The 13,579-nt window shown below is 70.0% G+C and carries 11 protein-coding genes; 8 read left to right on the top strand and 3 right to left on the bottom strand.

The features are described 5' to 3' along the window. Window positions 1–603 carry a DUF1990 domain-containing protein gene (locus tag NR810_RS32215; RefSeq protein ID WP_257458263.1) on the bottom strand — a complete coding sequence of 201 codons (603 nt, stop codon included), beginning with the start codon at window positions 601–603 and terminating at the stop codon, window positions 1–3. Window positions 604–692: 89 nt separating this feature from the next. On the opposite strand from NR810_RS32215, the gene NR810_RS32210 reads away from it, so the two are divergent. From NR810_RS32210 to NR810_RS32175, 8 genes are all read left to right on the top strand, one after another. Continuing rightward, on the top strand, window positions 693–983 hold the full coding sequence (locus NR810_RS32210) for a hypothetical protein (protein WP_257458261.1): 291 nt from the start codon (window positions 693–695) through the stop codon (window positions 981–983). Between the two features lie 81 nt (window positions 984–1,064). Further along, window positions 1,065–1,709, top strand: coding sequence for a hypothetical protein (locus tag NR810_RS32205; protein WP_257458260.1), 645 nt, complete (start codon window positions 1,065–1,067; stop codon window positions 1,707–1,709). Between the two features lie 14 nt (window positions 1,710–1,723). Beyond that, window positions 1,724–3,037 carry an HTTM domain-containing protein gene (locus NR810_RS32200; protein WP_257458258.1) on the top strand — a complete coding sequence of 438 codons (1,314 nt, stop codon included), beginning with the start codon at window positions 1,724–1,726 and terminating at the stop codon, window positions 3,035–3,037. A 76-nt stretch (window positions 3,038–3,113) separates the two neighbouring features. Continuing rightward, window positions 3,114–5,300 carry a spermidine synthase gene (locus tag NR810_RS32195; RefSeq protein WP_257458257.1) on the top strand — a complete coding sequence of 729 codons (2,187 nt, stop codon included), beginning with the start codon at window positions 3,114–3,116 and terminating at the stop codon, window positions 5,298–5,300. A gap of 309 nt (window positions 5,301–5,609) precedes the next feature. Beyond that, window positions 5,610–6,926 carry a hypothetical protein gene (locus NR810_RS32190; protein ID WP_257458256.1) on the top strand — a complete coding sequence of 439 codons (1,317 nt, stop codon included), beginning with the start codon at window positions 5,610–5,612 and terminating at the stop codon, window positions 6,924–6,926. Window positions 6,927–7,002: 76 nt separating this feature from the next. Continuing rightward, window positions 7,003–8,247 carry an MFS transporter gene (locus NR810_RS32185; RefSeq protein ID WP_257458255.1) on the top strand — a complete coding sequence of 415 codons (1,245 nt, stop codon included), beginning with the start codon at window positions 7,003–7,005 and terminating at the stop codon, window positions 8,245–8,247. A gap of 166 nt (window positions 8,248–8,413) precedes the next feature. Continuing rightward, window positions 8,414–9,832, top strand: coding sequence for a protein-disulfide reductase DsbD family protein (locus NR810_RS32180; RefSeq protein WP_257458253.1), 1,419 nt, complete (start codon window positions 8,414–8,416; stop codon window positions 9,830–9,832). A 19-nt stretch (window positions 9,833–9,851) separates the two neighbouring features. Beyond that, the gene (locus tag NR810_RS32175; RefSeq protein ID WP_257458252.1) at window positions 9,852–10,856 is read left to right on the top strand and encodes a hypothetical protein; all 1,005 of its coding nucleotides are present in this window, start codon (window positions 9,852–9,854) and stop codon (window positions 10,854–10,856) included. 4 nt (window positions 10,857–10,860) lie between these two features. Here NR810_RS32175 and NR810_RS32170 read toward each other — a convergent pair whose 3' ends face one another. Then, window positions 10,861–11,223: a cupin domain-containing protein gene (locus NR810_RS32170; RefSeq protein ID WP_257458250.1), complete on the bottom strand. Its 363-nt coding sequence runs from the start codon at window positions 11,221–11,223 to the stop codon at window positions 10,861–10,863. Between the two features lie 82 nt (window positions 11,224–11,305). Beyond that, window positions 11,306–13,549 carry a S41 family peptidase gene (locus NR810_RS32165; protein ID WP_257458249.1) on the bottom strand — a complete coding sequence of 748 codons (2,244 nt, stop codon included), beginning with the start codon at window positions 13,547–13,549 and terminating at the stop codon, window positions 11,306–11,308. Window positions 13,550–13,579 lie beyond the last annotated feature (30 nt).

The raw sequence follows: 13,579 nt of genomic DNA, 5'->3' as shown, positions 1-13,579 counted from the left end.
TCAGTCTCCGCGCGCCAGGAAGGTGGGGCCCCGGACGTCATCCGCGCTCTCGTGCGCCTTCTCCATCACGGTGGTCTCCGCGTGGATGAAGCCGATGACCCCCTCGCCCACGGTGAGCGCGACGGTGTTCACGAAATCGGTCCAGGTGTTGGTCTGCATGGCCTCGCCGCCCGTGCGGAACCCCAGGTACATCACCCGCGAGCCGGAGCGCGCCCGGCTGCGGATGTGGAAGATGACGTCGCCCAACTCGTTGCGGTAGGCGCCGAAGGTGATGCGCCCCGCCTCCGGGTGTCCTGGCAGGGTGGCCATGGTGAGGCTCTGGCGATCCCGATGGATGATGCGGACGTGGAAGGTCCCCGCTCCGCGGATGCGCACCCGCAGCTCGTCGCCTGGCTCGAGCGGTGCGTTCCCTCCATCCTCCCGCTCGAAGATGACCAGCTCCTCCGGCGCGAACTCCGCGAACCGGGAGGCCACCAGCTTCATCACCTCCGAGGGCGAGCAGCCGCAGTTCTCGATGACCGCCCAGTAGTCGCGTTGCAGCAGGGGGCCCGCGCCCTCCTCAGCGGAAAGCAATCCCTCCAGCAAGGCCTCGCCTGCCTCCATGCCCACCTCCCTCATCTCGCTGTCTCCGCCAGACGCCTTAAATATGGTGCACCGCGCAATGGTGGGCACACGGGGCGGAGGAGGGTGGAATGCAACAGGACATCAATCCGGCGAGTGAGAGGTCGAAGCGGGACTACCGGGCCGCGACGGTCATGCGGGCGGAGCACGATGAGGGCTCGTTCACCCGGTTGCTGGAGCAGCAGACGGCCAAGATTCCCTCGGACGTCTTCCTCTTCGCCAGCCTGTGCGCGATGGCCTTCTCCCTGGGCGCGGAGCTGGCACAGCGCACCCGCGCCAGCCGCTTCGTGGGCATGTGGGTGGGGCCGCTGCTCATCATGGGCGTGTACAACAAGATGGTGAAGACATTCGGGGCCCGCTGAGCTCCGGCGTCAGCCGTTGACGGGTTCGAGAGACAGGAGCGCATGGGAGGCAGGCTGCCTGGTCTGGTAGCATGCCCCGTCATGACAATTCCGGTACGCCGCCTCCTGCCCCTGTGTCTCCTCCTCCTCGTCGCCACCTCCCGGTGCTCGTGTCTCACCGCGACGAGCTCGACGGGCACGTGTGAGGGAAGCATCGGGGGCGTGGATGTCTCCGGAGAACTGGACCCCGAGAGCGAGCACCACACGGTGTACCCGGATGGGGGGGGCAGCTCGCAGACCGTGCTCACCTTGAGCTGCGCCAAGGGCAAGCTCAAGGTCAAAGGCACCCTGTCGCGGGTCAGTGTGTTTCCCTGGGAGCCCGCTCCGCTGCCGGCGGAGGGCGGCTCGCAGACGTGCCCGGGCACGAGCGATGGTGGCACCCCGGACGCGGGAACCTCGGATGGGGGAGTCTCGGATGCGGGGACGGGCGGTTGCGACGCGGGCTCTCCGTCCAACCGCGGGCCCGTGTATCGCTGGGAGGTGCTCTCGTCGGATGCGCACCCCAAGCTCGTCGCGGGTCTCATCGAGGCCATCCTCAAGCTCGATGAGAGCATCGATGGCACGGTGACGATGGAGTTCGAGGATGGTTCCAAGGTCACCATCCGCTTCAATGCCTACCACGAAGACAGCCTCGACATCGGCGAGCCTCCCTCCTCGGGTGGTGGTGGCGGTTCGGACTTCGACTGAGCGCCACTGGACGCGTGAAGTCCCTGGGTCAACGGTTGCGCGAGCCGGTGGACGCGGCCTTCCTGGCCGCGTTCCGCATCGCCGTGGGCGCGGTGCTCGTATGCGCCATCGCGCGCTACTTCCTCCACGGCTGGATTCACGCCTACTACGTCGCTCCGCGCGTGTACTTCCCGTTCCACGGTTTCGAGTGGCTCCGGCCGCTCCCTCCCGTGGGCATGTACGCGCTCTTCGCGTTGCTGGGGGTGCTCGCCCTCGGGCTGATGGTGGGAGCGTGGCCTCGCGCGTGCGCGGCCCTCTTCGGGAGCCTCTTCGCCTACGTGCAGCTCCTCGACCGCACGCACTACCTCAACCACTACTACCTGGTCTGCATGGTGTGCGGCCTGCTGGCGCTCATGCCGCTCTCCGGCGTGGCGTCCCTCGATGCGCGCAGGCGCCCCGAGCTCGCCCATGACACCGTCCCGGCCTGGACGCTGTACACCCTGCGGGCCCAGTTGCTCGTCGTGTATCTGTTCTCGGGGCTCGCCAAGGTGCAATCGGATTGGCTCGTCCGCAACCAGCCGATGCGCCTGTGGCTCGGAACGAGCGCGGGGGCTCGGGCCCTCGAGGTCCTCGTTCCCCTGGATGTTCTCGCGGCGTTGAGCAGCTGGGGCGGCGCCTTCGTGGTGCTGTGCTGCCCGCCCCTGATGCTGGTGCGCCGGCTCCGGCCGTATGCCTATGCGGCGCTCGTGGGCTTCCACGTGATGTCGGGCAGCCTCCTGACCATCGGTGTCTTCCCCTGGCTCATGGTGCTCGCGCTGCTCGTCTTCTTCGAGCCCGACTGGCCCCGGCGCTGGCTCCGGTGGCGCGCGGCGAGCCCCTCGAGCCCGGCGCCTCCCGCGACGGCGCGCTGGGTGCTGCCCGTGCTGGCGGTGCACTTCGCCGTGCAGCTCGTCCTGCCGCTCCGGCACTGGCTCTACCCGGGCGACGTGCTGTGGAACGAGGAGGGCTTCCGGTTCAGCTGGCACCTGAAGATCATGGAGAAGCAGGGCCAGGCTCGCTTCTACGCCACGGACCCGAGGACGGGCACGAGCTGGGAGCTGCGCGGGGACGACCTGCTCTCCGACAAACAGGCGGGGCGGATGGTGACGGCGCCCGACCTCATCCTCGCCTTCGCGCATGTCCTCGCCGAGCGCACGGGCCTCCCCGGGGTCGAGGTGCGCGCGGACGTGCGGGTGTCACTCAATGGCAGGCCCCCGCGCCCGCTCATCGACCCCAGCGTGAACCTCGCCGCCGAGTCGGACGGCTTCCTTCCCAAGCGGTGGATCCTCCCCCTGGCGGAATCTCCGTGAGGGGGGAGGCGCTTCTCCGGCCCACCGGGGATATGCTCCGCCCTTCAGCCCGAGAGAAGAGCTCGAGACGATGCCCATGCTCCGCTACGCCGTGACCCTCTTTCTCAGCGCCTTCCTCCTCTTCGGCGTGCAGCCGCTGGCGGGGAAGTACTCGCTGCCCTGGTTCGGTGGCACGCCAGCGGTGTGGACGACGTGCATGCTCTTCTTCCAGGCGATGCTCCTGGGGGGATATGCCTACTCGTACGCCAGTTCCCGCTGGCTGGCCCCCAAGCGGCAGGCGCAGGTGCATCTGGCGCTGCTGGGGTTGACGGTGGTGGTACTGCTCGGGCGCGCGCTGCTGGTGGGCTCGCCGGTGGCACCCGGGCCCGAGTGGCGTCCGGCGGCGGATGGCATCTCCACCACGCGGCTGCTGGCCATGCTCGCGGCCACCCTGGGGCTGCCCTTCTTCACGCTGTCCACCTCCGCGCCGTTGCTGCAGAGCTGGTTCAGCCTCATGCGGCCGGGCGCCTCGCCCTACCGGCTCTATGCCCTCTCCAATACCGCCTCGTTGCTGGCGCTGCTGGCCTACCCGGTGCTCGTCGAGCCATGGCTGGGCCGCGGGGTACAGGCGTGGGTGTGGGGAGCGGGGTTCCTCCTCTTCGCCGCCGGCGGCGCGGTGTGCGCCGTGGGGGTGCTGCGTCACGCGGCGGAGCCAGCGAGGGCCGTTACGGTGGAGGAGGGGGGAGCGGAGTCTCCGGGTCTGGCGCGCACCCTGGCCTGGTTGGGGCTGAGCGCGTGCGCCTCGGTGCTGCTGCTGGCCACGACGAATCAGCTCTCGCAGGACGTATCGGCCGGACCCTTCGTCTGGGTGCTGCCGCTGGCCCTGTACCTCGTCACCTTCATCATCGCCTTCGAGCGCGAAGCGCTCTACTCGCGGCCCCTCACCGCGCTGCTGCTGTTGCTGGCGGTGGGCGGGGTGACACGCATCACCTACGAGGGCGCGCACGTGCCCCTGTTCGTGCAACTGCTCGTCCACTCGACGGCGCTCTTCTCCGGGGCCCTGCTGTGCCACGGGGAGCTGTACCGGCTGCGGCCCGCGCCGCGCCACCTCGGCGCCTTCTACCTCTGGGTGTCCGCGGGCGGCGTGCTCGGCGCGGCCCTCGTCCACCTGGCCGCCCCGCGCGTCTTCAGCCTCTACCTGGAGTACCCCCTCACGCTGGGCGTCTGCTGCTTCATGGCGGCGCTCATCCTGTTGCGGCGCGCCCCGGACGAGACGATCGCCCGGGCCTCGCTCCGGTATGTGCCGGCCCTGCTGCTCCTGCTCGTGGCCGGCGGTCTCGGCATGGCGGTGTCGGACGAGCGCCGCGTGGTGGAGTCGTGGCGCGGCTTCTTCGGTGTGGTGCAGGTGACGGAGCCGCTGAGCCGGGAGGACGAGGAGCATGCGTTCGTCCTGCGGCACGGAGACATCGTCCACGGCTTCCAGTACACGCGCCCGGAGCGGCGCATGCGGCCCACGGCCTATTACACGTCCGAGAGCGGCCTGGGGCTCGCCCTCACCGAGAAGCGGCGGCTCAAGGAGGCCGCGGGGCTGCCGCCCTCGCTGCGCGTGGGAGTGTTGGGGCTGGGCGTGGGGACGACGGCCGCCCTGGGGCGCTCCGGGGACACCCTGCGCTTCTATGAGATCGACCCGCAGATCATCTCCCTGGCGCGGGGCACGGGCGGCTACTTCTCCTATCTGAGCGACACGCCGGCCCGGGTGGAGGTGCTGGAGGGAGACGCGCGCATCCTGCTCGAGCAGGAGCTGGCGCGCGGCCAGGCGCAGGGCTTCGACGTGCTCGCGGTGGATGTCTTCAGCTCGGACTCCATCCCGGTGCACCTGCTCACCGAGGAGGCGGTGGACGTCTACCGGCGGCACCTGGCGCCCGGTGGGGTGCTGGCGTTGCACATCAGCAACGTGCACCTGGACCTGCTGCCCGTCGCCGTGGCGCATGCGTGGTTCTCCGGCATGCATGCCACGCTGGTGGCGACGGAGACGAACGGAGACGCGCGCGGCAGCTCCTGGGTGCTGATGGACAAGGAGGGGCGCTTCACCCGGGGGGAGACCTTCTCGCGCGAGGGCGAGCGGGTGCGGCGGCTGGCCTACGCCGAGGCCCCGCGCAAGCGGTGGACGGACGAGCGCAGCAGCCTGCTGCCGTTCCTCAGGGCGCTTGGAGTGGACCGCGGAGGCCTCGTCGAGGAGCCCACCGTGGAGCCCGCTCCCGTGGCGGCTCCCGCGGGGCCCTGAGGAGCCGCCTCCCGCCTGCCTGCCCTGGCTTCCTGAGGGCCCCGAGGGGATGCCGTGAGGCGCCCGGGTCCGACTTGCGGGCATGGCGTGGGGCTTGTGTGGGAAAGCCGGTTCCCATGATCCGCCCCGGCGGCCGTTCACTGCCCGTCATCTGGCCCGGTACGCGGTTTGCTCTCGTGCCTCGCGGCAAGGGGGCACATGACGGTGATTCGCAGACTGCTTGGGGCGTGTGGAGTGGCGGCGTTGGTGGCAGGGGCATGGGCGTGCGGTAACTCGACGGAGGCGCCGACTCGCCCGGCGCAGGAGGATGTGCCGACGCCTATCGACGGCACGCCTCCCGGGACGAACCCTTCGCCCCCTCCGAAGGATGGTGGAAACGTCACGCCTCCGCCCGACGCGGGGGAGAATCCACCGCCACCACCGGATGCGGGCACTCCGCCGGATGGCGGCTCCGGTCCGGTGCAGCAGACCCCGGATCCGTGGCCTCGTGAGGCCGCCGTCAACTACACGAAGCGCTTCGGCGTGGGCCGGCCGCGCGACGTGGCCGTGGATGAAGGCTTCAACATCTGGCTGCTCAACGGCAACCAGATTGGCGTGCTGCGTCCCGGAGACAGCCAGCCCATCTGGGTGAAGGACATCGGCCAGGCCGCCAGGGGCTTCACCTCCACGGTCATCTGCGGTGGCAGCGCCGGCCGCGCCTACGTGGGCTACTACGCCAACGAGCTCGAGGAGGCCGGGCGCCAGTCCTACGAGGATCCCGTCTTCGGCGAGGGCGATCTGGACGTGGTGAAGCTCACTCCGGATGGCAACATCGTCCTGGAGGAGCACCTCTTCCGTTCGTACCGGCGGAACAAGGAGAAGAACGACGGGAGCCTCACCTGGAATCCGCCGACCAACATCGGCCTGCGCAACTCCAACAACTGGACGTTCGACGAGGATCGCGCGGTGCTCAGCTGCTTGAGGGTGATGCGCGGCCGGGACAAGGGTGAGGTGTACGTCGGCACCAACCACGGCGTGTCGCGCATCAAGGGGCTCTACTACAACAGCCACCGCCACCCGGTGTGGTTCGAGGGCACCACCCAGCGCGCCGGTTACACCTATGGCCTGGGTATCTCCCAGAGCGGTGACGTGCTCATCGCCAACAACTGGACCTTCGGCATCGTCACGCCCAACGCGGACCTCGGCGTCTGGGATTGGATGAATCCCAAGGAGCTCAACCCGATGAAGGTGGAGTCCGCGTACCTCCCCGAGGTCAACGCCCTGGAGGTGTTCGACTTCTGGCGCGGCTTCGAGCAGACGAAGGACGGCCGCTACTACCTGGGCAGCAAGGACTTCGGGCTGTGGGAGATGTCCATCATCTCGCGCGGCAATCCCTTCCAGAAGGGCACGAAGATCGCTGGCCTGCCCACCGACGCCATCATGGCGCTGGCGGCCACGGATGATGGCTCGCTCTTCATCGGTACCGATGACGCGGGCCTGTGGCGGATGGACGCGAACAGGACCCTCTCGCGCGTGACGGACGTGCCGGGCGGGCAGGTGCGCAGGCTCATCTACGACCCCAACGGCACCCCGGCGATGCTCTACGTCCTCACCAACGAGGGGCTCACCGTCCTCCGGGGCCACTGAGTGAGGGCCACGTGGGGCGGCGTCTCGTGGCGCCGCCCCCGAGCGCGCGGGGCGGTTCTCCGTTAGGGTTCGGGGTGTGAAGAGAACCTCGTACCGGAAGCTGGGGCTGCTCAGCGCGCTGTACTTCGTGCAGGGGCTGCCCTTTGGCTTCCAGACCACCGCGCTGGCCGTGTACCTGCGCACGCAGGGCGTGTCGCTGATGGTCATCAGCAGCATCGGGCTCCTGTCGCTCCCCTGGATGGGCAAGGCGCTGTGGGCCCCCCTGGTGGACCGCTACGGCTCGGAGCGCCTCGGCCGGCGCAAGTCGTGGATATTGCCCATGCAGGCCGGGATGGCGGCCGCGTGCGCGGCGGCGGCGTTCGTGCCCGTGCCGGGCGCGCTGACGCTGCTGCTGGGGCTCGTCTTCCTGATGAACCTCTTCGCGGCCACGCAGGACATCGCGGTGGATGGCTTCGCGGTGGACCTGCTGGAGCCGTACGAGCTGGGGTGGGGCAACACGGCCCAGGTGGTGGGCTACAAGGCGGGGATGCTCACCGGAGGTGGGCTGCTCGTCTGGATGAGCGAGCTCATCGGCTGGCGGGGCCTCTTCCTGGCGATGTCGCTCCTGTCGCTGCTGGTGCTGGCGGTGGCGGCCGTGGCGCGCGAACCCCGGCGCTCAGCGGAAGGCCCGGCGGACGAGCGGCTCTCCTGGCATGACGTCAAGGAGCGGCTCCTCTCCGCCCTGCGCCTGCCCGGCACGGGGTGGATGCTGCTCTTCATCGGCACCTACAAGCTGGGCGAGACGATGGTGGACGTGCTCTTCAAGCCCTTCCTCGTCGACGTGGGCTTCACGCCCGCGCAGATCGGCCAGTGGGTGGGGACGTGGGGCCTGGTGGCCTCGCTGCTCGGCTCCTTCGCGGGAGGCTGGCTCGCCACCCGGATGCCGTTGCTGGGGGCGCTCGCCCTCGCCGCGCTCCTGCGCGTGTTCCCCCTGGGGGGCGAGTGGTGGCTGGCGCTGCATGGGCCCACGGCACCGGGTGTCATCGCCGTCACCGTGGCGGAGCACTTCTTCGGCGGCGTGCTCACCACGGCGCTGTTCGCGTTCATGATGTCGCGGGTGGATCGGCGCATCGGGGCCACGCACTACACGCTGCTGGCGAGCGTGGAGGTGGTGGGCAAGGCGCCAGGAGGGCCTCTCGCGGGCCTGCTGGCCACCCGGGCGGGGTGGAGCTACTCGGACGTGTTCCTGCTGGGCACGGTGCTCTCGGTGGCCTTCCTGGCGCTCCTGCTGCCCCTGCGGCAGGGGGCGTCACACTCCCGGTCCGTCTCTCCCCAGGTGTAGGGAGGACTGCTCCAGAACAGGCTCCCTGGATGCCGGAGGACGGAGCCGACGAGGGCTGGCATGCCGGGCCGCCGTTCGTTACCTCCTCGGCCCCTGGGACAACCTCGGGTGTCACCATCCGACGCTGGCGCGTATAAAGGGGGTCCCGGAGGGCAAGAGGAGCGACATGGACGCGAAGAAGAAGGTGGGAGTCATCGCGGCGGTAATCGGGCTGGCCGTGGCGGTCGTGCCCTGGCTCCTGCCAACGGGCCCCAGCACGGGGCTGGACGCGGCGCGTTTCCTGGAGGCCGGCAGCTTCGCGCTCGGCGCGGCCGTGGTGTTCGCCGGTGGCCTGCTCACCGCGATGACGCCCTGTGTCTACCCGCTCATCCCCATCACCGTGTCCGTCTTCGGGGCGCGCAAGGCCGAGGGGCGTGGCAAGGCGCTCGTGCTGACCAGCTCGTACATCGTCGGCATGGGCGTGGTGTTCAGCGGGCTGGGCGTGCTGGCGGCGAAGACGGGGCAGGCCTTCGGGTCGATGCTCGGCAGTCCCGTGGTGGTGACGGGCCTGGCGGTGTTCCTCCTGCTGCTGGCCACGTCCATGTTCGGCGCCTTCGAGCTGGCGCTGCCCCAGGGGCTGCAGCAGCGGCTCAACTCGGTGGGCGGCTCGGGCGTCACCGGCGCCTTCCTCATGGGCAGCGTGTCTGGCTTCCTCGCTGCGCCGTGCACCGGGCCGGTGCTGACGGGCCTGCTCGCCTTCGTGGCCAAGTCGCAGAGCACGGTGCTTGGCGCGGCGCTGCTCTTCATCTACGCGCTCGGCATCGGCGTGCCCTTCTTCCTCATCGGCGTCTTCACCGTGCGCCTGCCTCGCGGCGGGGTGTGGATGGAGTGGGTGAAGAGCGTGCTGGGCATCGTGCTGGTGGCGCTGGCCATCTCCTACCTGAAGGACGGCTTTCCGGCGCTGGGCGGGGCGGTGAAGGGCCTGGCCGAGCAGCTCGGCCGCCACCCGGGGACGGCCATCGCCTCGGTGCTGGCGGTGCTGGGCGTGCTGCTGGGTGCCATCCACCTGTCCTTCAAGGAGGGCGCGCGGGACTTCGCCCTCAAGGGGGCCGGCGTGGCGCTGGTGGTGGCGGCCCTGGTGCTGCGCGGTGGCGCCATGGACTCGAAGTCGGCGGGGATGCTCTGGGTGTCGCTCGGCTGGATGGAGCCGCCGAAGGCGCCCACCTTCGAGTGGCACTCGGTGCTGCCCGCCAAGGGCAGTGGCTTCTCGTCCGAGTCCTTCGAGCAGGTGCTGGCCCGTGCGAAGAGCGAGGGCCGGCCGGTGATGATCGACTTCTTCGCGGAGTGGTGCGCGGCCTGCAAGGAGCTGGACCGGGAGACGTACCCGGCCATCGAGGTCATCGAGGAGGCGGGCCGCTTCATCAACGTGAAGGTGGACGCCACCCAGAGCGACGACGCGCTGGACGCGCTGATGGAGCGCTTCGGGGTGGAGGGCCTGCCCACGGTGGCCTTCATCTCGTCCAACGGCGAGCTGCTCCGCGACCCGAGGGTGACGGGCTTCCTGGATCCGCGCGCCTTCGTCGTGCAGATGAAGAAGGTCGACTAGCGTTGGTGGTGGCCCCACCATGAGCGACCTCGAACCCTTCCAACTCCACACGACTCCGAGGACGGGAGAGACGCTCCGGGGTGAGCTGGTCCTCCAGGCGGGAACCCCCGGGCTGGAGCGGGTCTCTCGTGTGGTGATCCGCGTCCAGGGGATGCTGGAGTACTACGATGAAGGGACGCGCCGTGAGGTGCTTTCTGGCTCGGAGTTGGTCAGGGACCGGCCGCTCCGGGGGGAGCTGCGAATCCCCTTCGACCTGGGTCTGCCTCGGGATGCACCTCCGAGCTACCAGGGCAAGGACGTGCGGATCTCCTGGGAGCTGGTGGCCTCCCTGCACGAAGAGGGTGGCGGGGAGCTGATGCGGTGGAGCCGGCCGCTCCAGCTCGAACCGGGCCGGACGACGCGGACACCCGAGTGGATCACCCCACGCGCACCTCGCGGCTCCTCCGCGGTGGCCGCCAGCACCTGGGGATGCCTGCTCTTTCCCTTGCTGTTCTGCATCTGTCCGGGCGTGTTCGCGCTGTTCGGTGACCTGCTCGGTTCGGGCACGAAGTACTCGGCTGGCGAAAGGGCCGTGGGAATCATCTTCTGCCTCGTCCTGATCGCCGCGGGCGTGGGCTTCGGCTTCCTGCTCTTCGGCAAGGCGCGGACGGTGTCGAAGTTCAAGGCGGCCTCCTTCATTCCCCTGGCCGAGAGCTTCCCGCTCGGCGCGACCGCGCGGCTGCGGGTCTTCCTGGAGCTCACGACGACCTTCACCGTACGCGGGGCCCGGATCGAGCTCAGCGCCTACGAAGGGGTCGCGAAGAAACGTTCCATGGGTCCGGTGCCCGTTCAGCTGCCGGCGCGGCTCACCCGGGGATGGCACCAGTTCGACGTGGAGCTCCCCATCCCTCGGGACATCCCACCCACCTTCAGCACGCACCTGGGCGCCCTCTGCACCCTGACCCTTCAGTTCGAGGGATACGAGGACATGCAACTGCACGCCTCGATCAAGCTCGCGCCGGAGGTGCTGGAAGAAGTGGTGTGAACGGCTACGCGTCGCGGTGGACGGTGTCGGGCGAGAAGGCGGGGAGGCAGATGGCGATGTACTCGGCGCCGTCGGCCTCGGGGGTGCTGTAGCGGACCCACTCGCCGGGCTCGGTCACCACGGCCTGGCCCGCGCGCACGTCCAGCTGGCCGCCCTTGTGCTCCACGCGCAGCACGCCCTTGAGGACCACGGTGATTTCACGGAACTCGGGCGTCTGGCCGGGCTCCAGCCACCCGCCGGGGCTGCGCATGTGGGCGACGCTGAGCTCGGAGTGCTTCGTGTTCACCCGCCCCACGTACTCGTCGATGAGCTTGGGCTTGTTGCCCGCGGCGGTGACGCGAGTGGGGGCGGGGATGAGGGTCGGCATGTCTCTCTCCGGGGAAGGTTGGGGGCGCGACGCTACCCGGCGGGGGTGTTGAGTGCCACCCGCCGGGAGCCAGGGAGGGCCGCTACGGCGTGTCGCGGGCCACCGCCATGCCCGGGCCCGCGCCCCCGAGGTACTCGATCGCCCGGTCCAGCACCTCGTCCCTGCCGGCCTGGATGCCGGCGAGGGTCGGCCTCACGAAGACCTGGGGCCGCAGGCCCACCCGCTGCAACTGACGGCCATCCAGGTGCCGCACGTCGTGGCCGGTGAAGGTCATCGTGATGCCGCCGGGGAGCACCAGGTCCGTGAGCTCCCCGTTCGTGCCCGCGCTGGGGCTGCCGATGAAGGTGGCGCCATTGGCCGCCTCGAGGAGCAGGCCCAGGTGCTCGGCCTCGCCGCTGGCCCGCTCGTCGACGAGCATCACCGTCTTGCCGGGGTACACGGGCACGCGGGCCCTGGGCAACTCCTGGAGGAACTTGTGCCGGCCATTCGTCTCGTCCGCCGAGACGAGGTTGCGCTCGAACACCGCCCCGTAGCGCGCCTTGCGCGTATTGAGGTACGGCACGAGGCTCGAGGCCGTTCCGTTCGGAGCGCCGCGCATGTCGAGCACGAGGGCCGAGGCGCCCTTCGCCTTGTCGAAGACGGTCGCCACCTGCGAGGCCTGCAGGCGCGTCAGGTCCACGTAGGCGATGGTCCCCATCAGGCGGTAGGGCTCGCCCTTCCTGGGCTTCTGGAGCGACTTCTGGCTCCGGGTGAAGCGAACCTGTTTGCGCTGCCCGCTGGCGTCACGCACGCCCACCGTGGCCTGGGAGCCCTCGGGGCCCGCCAGCGCCCGCTCCAGCAGGCGGTGGCGCAGGTGCGCGGGGCTCGAGGCCGTCACATAGGGCTCCAGCGCCTTGAGGCGCTCGGCGAGCGGCTTGCCATCGAGCGTCTCGACGACCTGGCCGCGAACGATTCCCGGAGCGGCCTCCGCGTCCCACACCTCCATCACCACGGGCTGGCCGTCGAGCTCCATCAGCTCGAAGGGGGCGCTCGTGCCGGAGATGCCCCGCTTGTCCAGCTCCGGGTGGCCGCGCAGGGTGGTGTGCCCGTCCTGGACGAGCTTGCTCAGCTCGGCCACCACGAGCGCGTACTCCGCCGCGCCGTTGGCCTTCTCGAACCGGGGCAGGAACGTGGTCAGCGCCGCGTCCCAGTCCCGGTCCAGCAGGTGCTTGTAGGGGTAGAAGAAGTGGATGACGTTCCAGGCGCGGAAGAGCGCGAGCAGGCGGTACTCGCGGCTCGGGTGGAGCATGTCCGCGTACTGCCGGTCCGCCTGCCACCGGGCGGGGGGCAGCAGGTCCAGATCGCGCGCCTTGCCCTTCTTCGCCGGCTTGCGCGCCAGCTCGAGCGCCTTCAGGAGGGTCTCGTCCTTCTCCGAGCGGGCGCGCTTGGGCAGCACGGCGTCCGCGCGCATGGGGATGCCCAGCTCGCTGAGCCGCACGGACGCCGTCAATCCGGCGCCCAGCTCCACCTGCGTCTTCTCCACCACGGTGCCGTCGTCCAGGCGGCCCTCGGTGACGATCTGCGCCAGCCCCACGGCCTTCATGGTGAGGGCGCGGGGATCCAGGTCCGACTGGTCATCCAGCAGGAAGATGACGGGGCGCGCCTTGCCGTCGCCCTTGGGGGAAATCCGCTCGCCCGCCGTGGAGAGGAACGAGGTGGTGAAGCCGCTGATGGAGCGGGTCTGCGCGCGGTAGCCCGAGTGGAACACCGAGCGCTGTCCGGGGACCTCCAGCTCCTGGCTCAGCAGGAGGGGCAGCAGGTCACCGAGCGCCTGGGTCATGGCCGCCTGGGTTTCGGGCGCCAGCCCGCGGGCACGCAGATCGACGATGACGGCCTTGGCCTTGGAGATATCCGGGCGCAGCTCCTGGACGTTGCGGCCCCGGCTGGCGCGCAGGTCCAGGACGAGCACGTCCTTGGCCTCCCAGCTCCGCAGCTCGCGGCTCGGAGTGGACGGGCTCTTCGTCGAGCCGTCCTGCTGCTCGTCGGGGCGGAGGATGCGCGTGGCCGGGTCGCGCAGCTCCTCCAACAGGTCCTGCACGGCCGCGGCGTAGGAGGCGCGATCCTTCGCCGCCTCCACCTTGGGGATGGCGGCCACCAGGGCCGCGTCCCAGTCGATGTCCTTGTAGGCGAGGTAGGGGTGCCGGTATCGCACCTGGCCCCACAGGCGGCCCAGGTGGGCGAGCCTCTCCTCACGGGAGGGGAAGGACTCGGCGGGAGGAGGGGCCGCCACGGCGGTGGTGGCGGCCAGGCCGAGGGCCAGGATGAGCGTCGGGAGTGAGGTGCGCATGGGCCTCGTTCGCGGGGGACGTGAGGTCTG

Source organism: Archangium lipolyticum, from assembly GCF_024623785.1.
GTDB classification, from domain to species: Bacteria; Myxococcota; Myxococcia; order Myxococcales; family Myxococcaceae; genus Archangium; species Archangium lipolyticum.
This window is presented reverse-complemented; position numbering and strand designations above follow the sequence as displayed.

Coding starts and splice junctions, on each gene's coding strand:
- NR810_RS32170 (WP_257458250.1), bottom strand. CDS start 11,223: ATGCCGACCCTCATCCCCGCCCCCACTCGCGTCACCGCCGCGGGCAAC.
- NR810_RS32175 (WP_257458252.1), top strand. CDS start 9,852: ATGAGCGACCTCGAACCCTTCCAACTCCACACGACTCCGAGGACGGGA.
- NR810_RS32210 (WP_257458261.1), top strand. CDS start 693: ATGCAACAGGACATCAATCCGGCGAGTGAGAGGTCGAAGCGGGACTAC.
- NR810_RS32205 (WP_257458260.1), top strand. CDS start 1,065: ATGACAATTCCGGTACGCCGCCTCCTGCCCCTGTGTCTCCTCCTCCTC.
- NR810_RS32180 (WP_257458253.1), top strand. CDS start 8,414: ATGGACGCGAAGAAGAAGGTGGGAGTCATCGCGGCGGTAATCGGGCTG.
- NR810_RS32165 (WP_257458249.1), bottom strand. CDS start 13,549: ATGCGCACCTCACTCCCGACGCTCATCCTGGCCCTCGGCCTGGCCGCC.
- NR810_RS32195 (WP_257458257.1), top strand. CDS start 3,114: ATGCTCCGCTACGCCGTGACCCTCTTTCTCAGCGCCTTCCTCCTCTTC.
- NR810_RS32215 (WP_257458263.1), bottom strand. CDS start 603: ATGGAGGCAGGCGAGGCCTTGCTGGAGGGATTGCTTTCCGCTGAGGAG.